13 protein-coding genes and 1 tRNA gene are annotated in these 15030 nt (G+C 61.4%); 8 read left to right on the top strand and 6 right to left on the bottom strand.

Annotation, left to right across the window (positions count from 1 at the left end):
• Nucleotide 1 precedes the first annotated feature (1 nt).
• Nucleotides 2–1273: a Mur ligase family protein gene (locus V9F06_06420; GenBank protein ID MEI2617260.1), complete on the top strand. Its 1272-nt coding sequence runs from the start codon at nucleotides 2–4 to the stop codon at nucleotides 1271–1273.
• 141 nt (nucleotides 1274–1414) lie between these two features.
• On the opposite strand, the gene V9F06_06415 is transcribed toward V9F06_06420, so the two are convergent.
• Together V9F06_06415 and V9F06_06410 are read right to left on the bottom strand one after the other, a co-directional pair.
• The gene (locus V9F06_06415; GenBank protein ID MEI2617259.1) at nucleotides 1415–4897 is read right to left on the bottom strand and encodes a DNA polymerase III subunit alpha; all 3483 of its coding nucleotides are present in this window, start codon (nucleotides 4895–4897) and stop codon (nucleotides 1415–1417) included.
• Between the two features lie 146 nt (nucleotides 4898–5043).
• Complete coding sequence (locus V9F06_06410; protein ID MEI2617258.1) at nucleotides 5044–5496, bottom strand: helix-turn-helix domain-containing protein; 453 nt, start codon at nucleotides 5494–5496, stop codon at nucleotides 5044–5046.
• Between the two features lie 279 nt (nucleotides 5497–5775).
• Here V9F06_06410 and V9F06_06405 point away from each other — a divergent pair, with 279 nt between their 5' ends.
• The 4 genes from V9F06_06405 to V9F06_06390 are packed head-to-tail and all read left to right on the top strand — an operon-like array spanning nucleotide 5776 to nucleotide 9392.
• Nucleotides 5776–6450 (top strand): cyclodeaminase/cyclohydrolase family protein, encoded by a 675-nt coding sequence (locus V9F06_06405; GenBank protein ID MEI2617257.1) that lies wholly within the window; start codon nucleotides 5776–5778, stop codon nucleotides 6448–6450.
• A gap of 8 nt (nucleotides 6451–6458) precedes the next feature.
• Complete coding sequence (locus V9F06_06400) at nucleotides 6459–7352, top strand: bifunctional 5,10-methylenetetrahydrofolate dehydrogenase/5,10-methenyltetrahydrofolate cyclohydrolase (GenBank protein MEI2617256.1); 894 nt, start codon at nucleotides 6459–6461, stop codon at nucleotides 7350–7352.
• A gap of 1 nt (nucleotide 7353) precedes the next feature.
• Nucleotides 7354–9045 (top strand): formate--tetrahydrofolate ligase, encoded by a 1692-nt coding sequence (locus V9F06_06395; GenBank protein MEI2617255.1) that lies wholly within the window; start codon nucleotides 7354–7356, stop codon nucleotides 9043–9045.
• A gap of 26 nt (nucleotides 9046–9071) precedes the next feature.
• Nucleotides 9072–9392 (top strand): hypothetical protein, encoded by a 321-nt coding sequence (locus V9F06_06390; GenBank protein ID MEI2617254.1) that lies wholly within the window; start codon nucleotides 9072–9074, stop codon nucleotides 9390–9392.
• A 73-nt stretch (nucleotides 9393–9465) separates the two neighbouring features.
• Here the strand turns inward: V9F06_06390 and V9F06_06385 are convergent.
• From V9F06_06385 to dnaN, 3 genes are all read right to left on the bottom strand, one after another.
• A tRNA-Gln gene (locus V9F06_06385) sits at nucleotides 9466–9536 on the bottom strand.
• Nucleotides 9537–9600: 64 nt separating this feature from the next.
• Entirely contained in the window at nucleotides 9601–10809 is a 1209-nt protein-coding gene (gene recF / locus V9F06_06380; GenBank protein MEI2617253.1) for a DNA replication and repair protein RecF, read from the bottom strand.
• A 13-nt stretch (nucleotides 10810–10822) separates the two neighbouring features.
• Complete coding sequence (dnaN, locus tag V9F06_06375; protein MEI2617252.1) at nucleotides 10823–11965, bottom strand: DNA polymerase III subunit beta; 1143 nt, start codon at nucleotides 11963–11965, stop codon at nucleotides 10823–10825.
• Nucleotides 11966–12172: 207 nt separating this feature from the next.
• Here dnaN and V9F06_06370 point away from each other — a divergent pair, with 207 nt between their 5' ends.
• The 3 genes from V9F06_06370 (at nucleotide 12173) to V9F06_06360 (ending at nucleotide 14346) form a co-directional block, all read left to right on the top strand.
• The gene (locus V9F06_06370; GenBank protein MEI2617251.1) at nucleotides 12173–12760 is read left to right on the top strand and encodes a hypothetical protein; all 588 of its coding nucleotides are present in this window, start codon (nucleotides 12173–12175) and stop codon (nucleotides 12758–12760) included.
• A 31-nt stretch (nucleotides 12761–12791) separates the two neighbouring features.
• Nucleotides 12792–13001 (top strand): hypothetical protein, encoded by a 210-nt coding sequence (locus tag V9F06_06365; protein ID MEI2617250.1) that lies wholly within the window; start codon nucleotides 12792–12794, stop codon nucleotides 12999–13001.
• A gap of 145 nt (nucleotides 13002–13146) precedes the next feature.
• A complete protein-coding gene (locus tag V9F06_06360; GenBank protein MEI2617249.1) occupies nucleotides 13147–14346 on the top strand; it encodes an aminotransferase class V-fold PLP-dependent enzyme in 1200 nt (399 codons plus the stop codon).
• Here the strand turns inward: V9F06_06360 and V9F06_06355 are convergent.
• Nucleotides 14300–14974, bottom strand: a complete 675-nt coding sequence (locus V9F06_06355; protein ID MEI2617248.1) for a histidine phosphatase family protein — start codon at nucleotides 14972–14974, stop codon at nucleotides 14300–14302. The genes V9F06_06360 and V9F06_06355 overlap by 47 nt on opposite strands.
• Nucleotides 14975–15030: the final 56 nt, after the last annotated feature.

The raw sequence follows: 15030 nt of genomic DNA, 5'->3' as shown, positions 1-15030 counted from the left end.
GGTGACCGACACCATCACACGACCGCCCGGTTTCAGAAGCCGGGTCGTCGATCGCGGACAATCTGAGACACTCCCGCTCATCTCCATCGCTGGGACGTCTGGCAAGACGACGATCGCCTGGATGCTGAACAGCATCTTCAACAAGGCCGGATGGCCCGACGCCGCCTGGCTCTCGTCCGGCGTCTACGTCGAGGGAGAACAGCAGGATGGCGAGCTCGGGCCATGGGCTCGCGTTCTCCTTGCCGCCCGTTATGGGGAGTTGCGGGTCGTCGTTCAGGAGATGGCCGCCGCGACTGTTGTCGCCGCAGGCCTTCCGAAGGACACATACCCCGTCGGTATCATGACAACGCTCTGCGGCAACAATGAGGCTTGCCTGTTATCTGAGGATGCGAGTCGGGAACGGCAGGCTATGCATATCGTCGTGGAATCGATGCGACCCGACGGCATGCTTGTTGTCAACGCCGACGATTACGATGTCAACGAGGTTGCATCGAAGGCACACTGCCTGGTGTTCCCCTATGCGCTCCACAACGACAACCCCGTCCTGCAGGCCCGCCTCAATGCGGGAGGGATCGGGTGCTGGATCCAGGACGGGCAAGTAGTCGTCGGTGACCGACACGAGTCCTCTCATGTCATCGATGTCGCCTCGGTCCCTGCTACATTGGGCGGCACGATGCTCTTCCAGGTTCAGAATCTCCTCGCCGCGACAGCGGCTGCTGTCGCGATCGGGATCGACCCGCTCATCATTGAGGCTGCACTGCTCTCGTTCACCACAGAACCCGATCTGCAGCCTGCTGCGGCAAATGTCTTCGCGTACAACGAAGCCACCGTCATTGCCGATGCGCCCGAGCTCGTCGCGACACTCAAGCAACTGGCGCGAGGCATTCGTCACATCCCCCACCGCCGGTCGCTTGTCGTCTGCGGGCGTCTGCCTCGATTGTCCGACACGGAGATCCACGAGGCAGGTCGCGTTATCGGTGGCATCGGTGGAATCATCCTCCTGCACGGTGAAACGGACGATGAGGCACGAATAGCGGCAATCAAGGCAGGAATAGCCACAGTCGCCGTGCCACCGATCGTGATCAATGTCGCGAATGAGGAGATGGCCGTCGATCAACTGCTCAATACAATCGGTACCGACGATCTCGCGCTTGTCCTTGTCGATGACGCCGAGGTGGCGCTTTCGCACCTCTGGCCGGCTCCGGCAATCAATCTCAGCTCGCGACGACGGGGGAGCAGCCACGGCAATCCCGAAGGCGCCCACAACTCATAACGTCCAGACGCATGCCGTGCGCCGGGACGCTACGCCGCGTCCGGTGACAGAGAATCATTGACCGATGGTCGGGGCAGCCTGACGGGTATTAGCGCTACTGGGATATGTCGTATGTGCGAGCGGCCAGCAGTCGCGTCGTGCTTATCGTCTCTCGCGTACAGCGACGGAGATGACACGCGCGCAGTCCCGCCCGAGGATGTCGCTCACAGCGCGGTCGAGATCTGGGCACCAATCGACGCGGAGGTTCGAGCGCAGATGGGTAACTTCTCGCGCGGTCTCGATCTCCAGCAGCACCTCGTCGTCTCCCGGAAAGTCACGGAGCAATCGCGCGAGCTGCTCCATTCGCCGCACGTCCTCATCCAGGTTATCGCTGCCCGCGAGGCGCAACCAGACAACTGTCGCCATCGCTGGCGGAGGCTCATCCGTCACTTCGTAGGGGCTGATATCTTCGGCGATAACCTGGACGCTATCATTCCGTGAATCAGCGCGCCCGCGCACGACAAGGATCTGATCTTCGACACAGAGCGCGCCGAAGCGATCGAATGCTTCAGGAAAGAGCACAACCTCGACCGCTCCGGTGAGGTCTTCGAACTGGAGCACTGCCATCGTCCGATTCGTTCTCGTCGATAGCTTTCGAATCGCTGCAACAATGCCGAGCATGCGGATGTTCTGGCCGGCAGTCTCCGGATCGAGATCGGCGATCGGCTGATATTGCCGACCATGTGCCCGGGCGTCAGCTGTTATGTCAGTCAACGGGTGCTCGCTCAGATACGTGCCGAGGTATTCCTTCTCCCAGGCAAGCAACTGCTTTTTCGGTAGCGGATTCACGTCGATCTCCGTCGTTGCCGTCGGGGCAGCATCATCCAGGAATCCGCCGAAGAGATCCATCTGTCCACGGTCGCGGGCTCGTTGCGAACGCTGCGCCGACGCTATCGCTGTGTCAAGCCGCGCGAGCGCTGACGCGCGGCCGCCGAGGGTGTCAAGGGCTCCACCACGGATGAGGCTCTCGAACACTCGCTTGTTGAGCGAGCTGTGATCAACGGCCTCGCAAAGCGCCTCGAGCGATGCGAATCCACCAGCTTGTTCGTTACGAACCCGGCAGATCTCCTCGACCGCGCCCTCGCCGACGTTCTTGATGACCGCAAGGCCGAATCGAATTGCCAGTCGCCCATCGTCGAGTGACTCGATGTTGAAGTTCACATCGCTGTGATTTATGTCGGGTCCAAGGATCTGAATCCCCAGCTTCGCGCACTCTGCCACCGCTGCCGCCACCCGGACGGCAGTGCCAGAGGGATGGCTCGGCGCTAGCCTCAGGACGGCCGTCATGTACTCGGCTGGGTAGTTCGCCTTCAGGTACGCCGTCTGATAGGCGATCGTCCCATAACACACGGCATGCGCCTTGTTGAACGCGTAGCCAGCGAATGGCTCGATGAGGTCGAAGATCTTGTCGGCATCGGCCGGCGTGTAGCCTTTCTCGACCGCCCCAGAACGAAAGCGCTCGCGCTCCGCGCGCATCTTCTCCGGGATCTTCTTGCCCATCGCCTTCCGCATGATGTCGGCCTCGCCAAGGGTATATCCAGCGAAGCGCTGAGCAATCAGCAAGACCTGATCCTGATAGACAATGACCCCATACGTCTCGTCGAGGATCTCCGCCAGGTCGGGGTGTGGGTAGCGGATCTCCTGGGCGCCGTGCTTGGCCTGACAGAATGTCGAAATATGTTGCATCGGGCCCGGCCGGTAGAGCGCGACCAGGGCTGCAAGCTCGGCGACAGAGCCCGGCCGCAATTCCCGAATGGCCCGCCGCATGCCGGCGCTCTCCAGCTGGAAGACCCCGAACGTCTCGCCTTGCGCGAGCAGTTCATAGGTAACGCGATCGCCATCGGGTAGATCGTTCGGCTCAAGCAACTCACCACGCGTCTGCTTGATGATATCGACGGCATCGCCGAGAATCGTCAGGTTGGCGAGCCCGAGGAAATCCATCTTCAGCAGACCGATCGCCGCGACGTTCTCCATCGAGAACTGCGTCGTCGGCAGCGCGTTCTCGTCGCCGCGCGCCGGCCGCTGCAGAGGGACGTGCTCCACCAATGGCTCGGCGCTGATCACGACGCCTGCCGCATGTGTGCCAGCGTGTCGCGAGATCCCTTCCAGCTTCTGGGCGACCTCAATCATCCGGCGAACACGCTCGTCATCATCGAAGAGCGAACGGAGCTCGCTACTCTCGATCAATGCCCGCTCGAGTGTCATTCCCAATGTGGTGGGGATCAGCCGCGCGACTCGATCGACATCCACGGGAGCCCAGCCGAGCGCGCGGCCAACGTCGCGAACTGAGGCCTTCGCGCCCATGGTGCCGAAGGTGATGATCTGCGCAACCCGATCGTGACCGTACTTCTGGGCCACGTAGTCGATGACTTCCTGGCGCCGGTTGTCGGCGAAGTCCATATCGATGTCCGGCATCTCGCGTCGCTCGATATTCAGGAAACGCTCGAAGACCAACCGATTGGCGATCGGATCGATATCAGTGATCCCCAGGGTGAAGAGGACGATGCTCGCCGCCGCCGATCCGCGTACCCCGAAGGGGATCCGGCGATCACGGGCGAATTGTGCGAAGTCGCGGACGATCAGCATATAGCTGGCAAACCCGGTCTGCTCGATCACCCACAGCTCATATTCGAGGCGCTGGCGAACCTCGTCAGTGAGAACCGGGTAGCGCGCCGCCAGACCGCCCCAGCACAGCTCGGCCAGGTGTTGTTGCGGCGTGAGCCCTTCGGGAATTCCAGGATCGGGCAGCAGAAGCCGGTCGAAGTCCAACGACAAGTTACAGCGTTCCGCGATGCGGATCGTGTTTTCGAGGGCTTCCGGAAGGTCACCGAACAGCTGTTCCATCTCCTGTGGCGATTTGAAGTACAGCTGATCCGAGTCCATCTTCATTCGTTTGGGATCGTCGAGAGTGGTGTTCGTCTGGATGCAGACCAGTAGATCCTGGGTAGCTGCGTCTTCGCGGTTGACGTAGTGAACATCGTTGGTAGCGACCAGCGGCAGGTTCATTTTCCGCGCCAGATCAACGAGTTGGCGATTGACCCGCTGCTGCTCCGGCATGTCATGATCCTGCACTTCCAGATAGAAGTGATCTCGCCCGAATATCTCCGCGAGGGACCCCGCGAGCCTCTCGGCTTCAGTGTCACGGCCCTCGAGGTAGTTGTTGGCAATCGGACCGCCCAGGCAGGCGGAGGTACAGATCAACCCATCCCGCAGCTCGTTGAGCAGCTCGAGATCGATTCTCGGTCGGTAGTAGAACCCGTCAATGCTGGCCTTGCTGGATAGCTTCAATAGATTGCGGTATCCGCGCTCATTCTCAGCAAGGAGCAGCAGGTGATAGTTAGAACGGCTGTCTCGATCGCTCATCCTCTTCGGGGCGAGGTACGCCTCGACACCGACAATTGGGGCGAGATCGTGGCGTTTCGCGGCTCGATACCAGTCGAGAGCCCCATACATGACGCCGTGATCGGTCAGCGCGACGTGTCGCATACCGAACTCGACCGCTTTGGCCATGTAGTCGTCGATCCGCCCCAACCCATCGAGCAACGAAAATTCGGTATGTAGATGAAGGTGGGCAAACGACGACATCAGTCCCTCCAGCAGGGCTCGCGCTGTAGCGTCCGCGCCTACGGCCGGCCATGCTCACGCGCTGTACGTACAACGGGGTCAGGATACGCCAGGCGTCGCCCGTCGACAACCGACAGCGACGCCTCCGCGCCAGGCTCGAGGGCCGCTCATGCGGCAGCAATCACCGAGGCATGTCCAGCGCCAACCGCAGCGGGGTACGACGCCCGCTGGGCCTGTCGGACAAGCAGCGAGATCATTCGCCGCACATCATCGCGAACTTCATCGGGCACCGTGCCGTCCTGCAGCAGCCCGAGAACCTCGGAGAGGACAGGCTCGTCGGCGAAGAGGCTCTCAATTCGGCCCGGCATGAATCCCGCTGCGGCGAGTAGCGCGTCGCGCTCGCTTTCGCCAAGCGCCATCGCCTCAGCCAACTTCTGAACGGCGTCGCGCGTCGGCATGCGATTGCCACTCTCGAGACGACTGACATAGGAATGATCGAAGCCGGCGGCCCCTGCCAGGCGACTCTGTGAGAGCTTTCGTCGGTCGCGCAATTCACGCAGCAGCAACGCGAAACCAAGGATCGAAGGTTCGTGACCGCGTGCCCCTTGGAGGTCATCCATTTCGTGCTCCTCGCTCATCCATTTCGCACGGTGGCCCCGCCTCGCCCGAGGACCGTTGCCTGCGAACGAACACATCGTCCGTTCGTGTTGCATAGACTAACACGCAAGTGACAGGTGGTCAAGTGGTGAGGTGAGAATCCACAGGTGTCAACATCGCGCCATCAATGACACAGTATCGCGCCGTTGTCGTGGCGCGTTGTTCGGAGGCTCTGTGTCGAGCGGGCTGCTATAACTTCGCGGAGATACCCTGGCTGTTTCACCGATTCAGAAGGGAACGCCATGACGACGAACGACCGATCCGACGATGTCGCCGATCTCTCGGCGCGCGAGTTCAATCGAGGAATCGCCGACCCGGATGTCTTCTGTGGTGGCGGGAGCGTTGCCGCGCTCGCCTGCGCGGGCGCGGCAGCCAGCGCGTTGCTCGTGTTTCGCCTCAGCCATCGCCGGAAGTCAAACGCGCCGCGACGCGACGATATCGCAGCGTCGATCAACGACCTCGAAATGTTGATCGACAGCTTCTACGCTGCCGCCGACGATGACATCGCGTCGCTTCAGAAACTGCTTGCCGCACAGCGCAACGCCAAAGCAACCGGCGACTGGACCACCTATTACTCCGCGCTCGAGCGCGCCGCGCTGGCGCCCATTCATATTGCCGAGCAGGTTGGGAAGCTTCTGAGCATCATCACCCCACACCTGCCCATCGCGACGCGCTTCACGGTCAGCGATCTCGGCGCGGCGGCGACGATCGCGGAAGGCGCGGCGCGAGGCGCGCTTCTTACCGCGGAGGTAAACATCGTGCTCCTTGCCGAGAATCCCGAGTCGGCAGAACGCTCCGAGCAACTGCGCCAGCAATGGGATGACATCCATGCACGCGTGGTGGCGCACGCGGCCGAGATCGAACAAGCTACTCGGGAGGCGGTAATCGGAGGACAGAGGAAGGGTGGAGTCAGTTGACTGCACATGTGCTTGACGGTCGCCCCGTGTCACGTGCGCTACGGGAGCGAGCCGTTGACGAGTTACGGCGATTCCACAACAGTTACGCGACCACCCCCAGGCTGGCCATCATGCTGGTCGGCGCCGACCCCAGCGCGCGCGCTTACCTGAACGCAATCGTCAAAGCGGCGGATGGTATTTCCATGCCCACAACCATCGTCGAGCTGGAGAGCACGGTTAGCCAGAAAGCCTTGAATCGTCACGTGCTTGAGCTCAACGATCGCCCCGAGATCAACGGGGTTCTCATCCTCCAGCCGTTGCCGCCACACCTCTCACGTATCCAGGTGGCCGACTTACTTGACCCGCTGAAGGACATTGACGGCGTGACCACGTTCAATGCGGGGCGCCTCTTCCACGACGATCGCAATGTCCTGGCGCCGTCGACACCCGCCGGTGGCATGGCACTCCTCAAGCACTATCAGATCCCGATCGCAGGACGACTCGCGGTCGTGCTCGGGCGTAGCCCGGTAGTCGGCCGGCCGATGGCAGCGATGCTCCTCGCCGAGAACGCAACCGTCACAACCTGTCACTCGCGCACGCCAACCCCCGAACGATTCACTCGCGAAGCAGATATCGTCATCTCCGCCGTCGGACGCCCTGGAAGCCTGAGAGCGGATATGATCCGTCCCGGCGCAACCGTAATAGACTTCGGTGTGAACTTCGTTGATGGCAAGATGGTCGGTGACGCCGATGCGCCGGCGGTCGCGGAGATTGCAGGAGCCTTGACACCGGTTCCGGGCGGCACCGGCCGCGTCACTACGTCGGTCTTGTTGCGGAACACAATCAAGGCAGCCACGCTTCAATATCAACGAAACAGTGCTGGCGACAACTTGGTCGAACGAGTTACGGGCGAAAGGGGCTAGGATGCTGTCCGATATCGAAATCGCGCGTCAGGCGACGCTGAAGCCAATTACCGAGATCGCGGCCGATCTCGGCATTCACGATGACGACCTCGAGCTCTATGGACGTCACAAGGCGAAGATCAATCTGACTGCGCTGGACCGCCCGACCGATCGACCGCTCGGGAAATACGTCGTCTGCACGGCGATCACCCCGACTCCACTTGGCGAGGGCAAGACAACGACGACAGTCGGGCTTGGGCAGGCAATGGCGCACGTCGGGGCCAACGCCATCATCGCCGTCCGACAGGCATCACTCGGCCCTGTCTTCGGTATCAAGGGCGGGGCGGCCGGCGGCGGACACGCGCAAGTGATTCCGATGGAGGATCTCAATCTCCATCTGACTGGCGACTTCCATGCTGTCACTGCAGCCCATAATCTCTGCTCAGCGTTCCTCGACAATTCTCTGTTTCAGGGCAATCCGCTGGATATCGATCCATCAACGATTACCTGGCGGCGCGTTCTGGACGTCAACGATCGGGCGCTCCGGGAGATCGTGACGGGTCTCGGTGATGGCAATGGCGTCCCGCGCCAGACCGGATTCGACATCACAGCCGCTTCCGAAGTGATGGCGATCTTCGCGCTCGCGACCAGCCTCGACGATCTCCGCGAGCGCTTCAAGCGCATCATCGTCGGTCAATCGAAGGCCAAGAAACCCGTCACCGTCGAGCAGCTCGGGATCGCTGGCGCAATGACCGTGTTGATGAAGGACGCGATCAAGCCGAACCTGCTGCAAACACTCGAGAACACTCCCGCGCTCGTTCACGCAGGACCATTCGGCAACATCGCACATGGCAATTCGTCGGTTCTGGCCGATCAGATTGGCCTGCGCCTTGCCGACATTCTGATCACCGAGGCGGGATTTGGCGCCGACCTTGGCGCTGAAAAGAACTTCAACATCAAGTGCCGCGTCAGCGGATTGAAGCCAGATGCCGCTGTCCTCGTCGCAACGATTCGGGCGCTCAAGGCGCACAGCGGCCGGTTCAAGATCATCGCAGGGAAACCGTTGGACCCAGGACTGCGGACCGAGAACCTTGACGCCCTCGCTGCGGGAATCGGCAACCTGGTCAAGCAGATCGAGAACGTCCAGAAGTACGGCATTCCGGTCGTTGTGGCGATCAACCACTTCCCGGATGATACCGAAGCCGAAATCGAGCTCGTTCGGAAGGTATCGATGGAGGCTGGCGCATTCGATGTTGCAGTCAGCAAGGTCTTTGCCGAAGGAGGCGCCGGTGGCACGGATCTCGCGCGCGCAACATTGCGAGCGGCCGAGCACGGAAGCAACTTCCACCACCTCTACCCGCTCGACGCGCCGATCAAGTCGAAGATCGAGACCATCGCGAAGGAGATGTATGGCGCAGGATCGGTCAGTTACACGCCGGCGGCCAACCGGGCGATTCGCACCTACACAGCACTTGGTTATGACAATCTACCGATCTGCATGGCCAAGACACATCTCTCGCTGAGCGGGGATCCGCAACTGGTCGGCCGGCCAGAAGGGTTCGACCTGCTCATTCGGGAGGTGCGTGCTTCGGCAGGCGCGGGATTCATCTATCCCATCGCGGGCGAAATGCGAACGATGCCCGGCCTTGGCAAGTCACCAGGCGGGCTCAAGGTCGACATCAACGACGAAGGCGAGATCATCGGGCTGAACTAGTCTGGATAGAAACGAGCAGGCGGGATATGTCTCCCCACACTAAGCGGCAACGTCCCGAACCGGACGAAGCCGATTCCCGCTACGTCTATCACGAAGACCCCTCCGAGATGCGGACGGTCGTCTGGGCGTCGGTCTGGACGCTGTTCGCATTCAAGGTCGTAACATCGATTCTGATACTGATCGTCTTTCCGACTCTTGATGCGGTCGCCGTTGTCGTTGCGCTCTCGGTGCCATGGTTCATCGCGGCGCTGTTCTACTTCGGCGTTACCGGGCGCGTGCGAATGCGCCTCCTGCGTGTTCGCGCTCGCCGGCGCAAGCTCATCTACCAGGAATGGAATGTCGAGTAGCAGGCCTCGAACATGAAAAAAAGAACATCGCCCTCGCAAGTTCGTGCGAGGGCGATGTTCATCTCTCAACAGGCTGGGGAGCAGGGATTCGAACCCCAACTTTGTGATTCAGAGTCACACGTCCTACCGTTAGACGACTCCCCATCGTCTGACCACGACCACGAAGTATACGGTCGCCAACTCCTTCACGCAACGCCGACGAGTGCTACTACAGGCCGATCTGCCCTGGTTCCTTCAGCCACACGTGCCCGAGAGCCGACAGATCCGCTCGATCGACCAGTCCCGGCTCTGTCGCCGTGATAAACACCTGGCCACCGGCCGCGACCGCCGCGAGCAGCGATTCACGATGTGCCGGGTCGAGCTCTGAGAGCATATCGTCGAGCAACAGAATCGGCCTGAACCCGATTCTCGTCTCAGCCACTCCCAGCTCCGCGAGCTTCAGAGCGAGGACGACCAGGCGCTGCTGGCCGCGTGATCCGAACCGCGCAAGGGGTCGTCCATCCAGGAGAAACTCCAGATCATCGCGATGCGGACCGATCGACGTCACGCCCCGCGCCAGATCTGCGTGTCGCCCTCGCCGGAGCTGACTCTCGAAGAGCGTGCCCACTCGTTGCGCGCCGTCAAGTGCGTCACCGCTCACGGTGTTCACGCTATCCCACCACGACTCCGCCGCTGTCAGCGTCGACGTATATCTGATCTGGAGTGTTCCTGAATCTGGTGATAGCTCGTGAAACCGCTGGCGGGCAAGATCATCCAGACTCCTGATCACCCCTGCCCGGGCCGCGATGATGTACGCACCGAGCGCGACCAGTTGTTCGTCCCAGTACGAGAACTGGTCGTCACCCCCTGGCACAGAAGATCCCGGATCCTTCAGCAGGCTGTTGCGATGCGCCAGGATGCGCGCGTAGCGCGACAGATGTCCGAGATATCGACGATCAGTCTGTGACAGCATGATGTCGAGGAAACGTCGCCGCACTGACGGAGAGCCGAGCACCAGATCGAGATCATCGGGAGCAAACGATACAGTCGGCACGATCCCAACAACATCGGCGGCTCGTCGGGATCGATTCGCGACCTTCAGTAGCTTCTTCGTCCCCGATCGATGCTCACGTTGCTGAATGAAGACCTCGAGCACAGCTAACGCGTCGCCTCGAAGCACATGCGCCTCCACCCGCGTGTACGGTGGCACGCCGAGCTCGACTCCGCTCCGATGGGCGATCAGGTCTCCATCATTTGCGCCGCGTCTGGGTCGCGTTGTTGACAGCAGCTCGAGCGCTTCAAGGAGCGACGATTTTCCCGTGCCATTCGCTCCGACGATGCGGAGGCCGGCAGCGGGAACCTCGAGCCTTAACGACTCGTACACGCGGAACTGCTCGAGCTCCAGGCGCTGAACGGCGACTTGTTCAATCTCCGTCACTTGAGGAGCGCGGCTAATTCGCGCCGATGACCATCGGCATGATGACGTGGACAAAGTCCTCGGACTCAGCCGACTTGATCACCCCGGCACTGTTGGGGCCCTGAAGCTCAAAGGCAACCCGGGCGTCTCGGAGAACCGACAGCACGTCGTTCAGATAGCGACCGTTGAAGGCGATCTGCATTTCGCCGCCTTCCACTTGCGCGTCGATATCGTCGCGGTTGTCGCCGGTGTCCGCGGCTGTCCCGGTTACGGTGATCCGGCCGATATCCAGCGACTCGCTGGACGGCGCGATCTCCAGCTTGACAACGTCGTTGTTGCTACGAGCGAAGATCGTCGCGCGCCTGGTTGCATCAAGCAGGTCGTCCCGCTGGACTGTTGTGCGCGTGTTCCAGTCCCTCGGGATGATCTGGCTCAGGTCTGGGAATGTGCCGTCAATAAGTCGAGTTGTGATCCAGACGTCTTCGAGCGTCACCATGAGCTGGCTCTGGTTCGGCGTAACGGTGAGGGTAACGACATCCCCGGCATCCGCGAGGACGCGCGAGACCTCCTGAAACGACCGAGCCGGGACGATGATCGACAGATCCTGATCGACCGGTCGGCCGAGATTGACCTGCTGGACGGACATCCGAAACCCATCGGCCGCAGCGAGGGTGAGTCGTTCATCCCGCGCGGTGAGCTGCACGCCGGCCAGAACTGGCCGGCTATCGTCGGTTGCCGCCGCGAACACGACGCGAGAGATCGCGTCGCGAAACGCGCCCGGCTCCAGCGCCAGCGAGGCGCCGCCCTCGATCGCCCGCGCGATTGTCGGAAAATCCTCCGGGTCGGTGCCACGCACATGCGCCTGGGTAGCACGCTGCCGAACAGTGACCGTCAGTGGCCCCTGCTCCTGGCTCAGCTCCACCGTGTCGTCGTCGAGACTCGCGACAAACTCGCTGAGGACTCTCGCCTGAACCGTGATTCGCCCCGACTCGGTGACTTCCGCCGGGATACGACACGTTATTGCGAGATCCAGATTCGTCGCGGAGACCGTCAACGCATCCTCAGCGGCCTCGAGGAGATAGTTCCCGAGCACTGTGAGTGTGCTCTTCGACGCGACGGCGCGGCCGGCTATCGACAGCGCGCGGTGGAGGCTACCCTGTGAGCACGTTACCCGCACGAGACTCGCTCCTTGGTGTCCGTACACTCAAATTGAGCCGCATTATAGCACAGCGCTCCGGCCTCGCCGTGATTGTCAGAACCGACCCATCTTCTGATATCCCCAGTTCCGAGGGTACTTGACTCTCGGACAAGTTCCGTATATCATGCATTCAGAACATACGTTCTAGGCGGACGCCAGATTGATGATTGAAACGGAGAGCAGACGGTGAGCGAGCAGTCCGCATTCGACCCCACCCGCTATTTGACGAAGATCAGCGGGCGCGACTACCTCGAAGTGAAGTGGAGACTCGTCTGGCTGCGGTCGACCCATCCAGAAGCACAGATCGAGACAGCGCTCGTTGAGCACCGCGATGACGCCGCTATCTTCCGCGCGCGGGTGATCCTGCCAGAGGGCGCTTCTGCCACCGGATGGGGCAGCGAGCGCGCCGGCGACTTCGCTGACTATCTTGAGAAGGCAGAGACGAAGGCGCTCGGTCGGGCACTCGCGGCAGTTGGTTTCGGCACGCAGTTCTGCTGGGACTTCGACTTTGGCGTGGAACAGCAACGTGTCGTGGATTCCCCGGTCGATATCCGCGCGGCCCGCGACGGTGACCCATCAACCAATGGCGCTCGCCTTGCTGCGACGGACCGCCAACTCCACTACCTCCAGACTATTGCGCGCCAGGCTGGTATCACCAGCGACGGACTTGAAGAGCGAGCACAGCAGTCATTCGGCCAGGTTGTTGCCGAGCTGAGCCGTCGAGATATCTCGCAACTGATCGAGCTACTCCAAGCCGAGCGGGCGGCTTCCTGATTCACCGGGACTGGCCAGGAAGGATTGAAAAATGTCGGCGATGCCAACCATGATCATCGAGACGAACGAAGACACTGAGCACTTGCTGGCCTACCTCCGTGAGATCGAAGCCCGCCTCGAGGACGGGTATCGGATGATCGACAGCGGTCTCGAAGAAGGTCAGGACGTGACACGTTGGGAACGTCACTGGCTCAAGCTGCTCAACGATTACGAGCGTGTTTACGACGCGCTCGTCGCGTAATCACCCGGCTATCTTCGGCGTGCTGTCCAACGGACCCGGCAATGCGTCGGGTCCGTTCGCCATCCGACCCACAATCGACCACGACCAAGCGTTCTGCTACCATCCGGTCGCGTGAATTCGTCGTGAACGACAGGCAAAAGAGGCAATGAACGACGCGGCAAACACCACCGGCTACGATCTCGCGGCAACCCGGTCGGCGCTTCCGATACTGGATGACTGGACCTACCTCAACACCGGCACTGTAGGGATCATGGCCGAGCCAGTGCTTGCCCGGCATCTCGCGTACATTGTCGACCACGAGCGCGGTGGGCACGCCACGCAGGCACGAGCAGTAGAGGGGTACGAACGCGCTCGTCGAACGCTCGCGTCGTTCCTCAGTGTCGAGCCATCCGACGTCGCTCTTAATCGAAACGCGACTGATGGAATCAACTGGATTGCAGCCCGCTTTCCGCTTGTGGCCGGTGATGAGGTCATTACCTCCACCGAAGAGCATCCGGCAATGATCTATCCATGGCTGGCAGCCTGCGAGCGTGCCGAGGCCCGGTTGCGATTTACGCAGTTGAGCTCCGACCCGGACGCACTCCTTGCCAATATCCACGCCGTCCTCAGCAACCGAACCCGGGTGGTTGCAATCAGCCACGTCTCATGCGAGACCGGAACGAGAGTGCCAGTTGAACGAATCCGCGACCTCGTCGGGCCAGATGTCGTCATTCTGGTCGACGCATCGCAGTCCGTTGGGCAGTTCCCGATCGACATTCCTGTGTTGCGCGCCGATTTCGTCATCGGTAACGGCCACAAGTGGCTGGCCGGCCCGAAGGGAAGCGGCTTTGCCTGGTTCGATCCGGGGAAGATCGATCTCGTCCCGCCGGCCTATTTCGGCGACGGAGCGGTTGAGCCACAGTGGACACGGAGCTACTACCAGACCGATCCACCTCCCACGCTTCGTTTCGCGGGGGACGCCTCGCGTTTCGAGTACGGCACACGTGCCTGGCACACCTATGAAGCTCTCGCCGACGCGATCGAGTATCAGGCAACCCTCGGTTGGGACGCGATATTCAGTCACGTGAATACGATGTCGAGTCGAATGAAAGAAGCGCTGAACGAAACCCCTGGCATCGATGTCATCACGCCGGTCGAATGGCACGACTCCTCAGGAATCGTCACCTTCACGATCGCCGGGATGAGCGGAATTGATATCAGCCAGGAGCTTTGGGATCGCGACAGGATCGCCCAGCGTCGCGTCGAGGAGCCGAGCGCAGTGCGCGTTTCCTGTACCTACTTCACCGATGATTCGGATATTACTCGGCTCGTTGAGGCAGTTGGCCGGATAGCCCGCGGTCGCTGAATACGCGCCCTTCATCCCAAACCACGAGGTTGTGCAGATCCAGCGTGGTGTTCCCGGGTATGCGTGTAAGGACCGAGATTCCGCAGTTCGCGAAACGAAACGAGTATCGAGCTCGCGCCGGCATGCCGAGCAGAACAGTCAACAGCACCGCCAACTGGCCGCCATGTCCGACGACCAGGACATTTGCGGACTCGTCATCGAGAAACCGATCGTCCAGCTTGTCCACGAACCTCGATGTCCGGCGGCGGAACTGCGCGAGGCTCTCGCCCGCCGGCAGTGACTGGCGACCACGATGGATCTCTCCACGTAGCCAGGCCTCCTCGAGCCTGTGCGGTCGCAACGTCTCTGCCGCATCCCGATAGGCGACTCCCTGCAGGACACCGTAGTTCATTTCCCGCAGGTCAGGGTCAAAGGCAACAGCGCGATCGCCCGCAAGAAGCTCGGCTGTCCGCGCCGCTCGCTGCAGGTCGCTGGAGAAAACAGCCGCGAACGCGATCGGCGCGAGATAGGCGCTGACCGCGCGAGCCTGCGAGACGCCGCGCTCGTTCAGCTCAATGTCCAGATGACCCTGGAACACGCCACGCGCATTCGACATCGTCTCGCCATGACGAATCAACCAGAGCCGCATGAAAGTCCCGACCATCCTGTCCCGTGTACTGCGCGAGCGGGCAGATGGTCACGGCC

Source organism: Thermomicrobiales bacterium (assembly GCA_037045155.1).
Classification (GTDB): domain Bacteria; phylum Chloroflexota; class Chloroflexia; order Thermomicrobiales; family CFX8; genus JAMLIA01.
The sequence above is the reverse complement of the archived record's forward strand: the minus strand, read 5'-3'. Positions and strand labels throughout refer to the sequence as shown.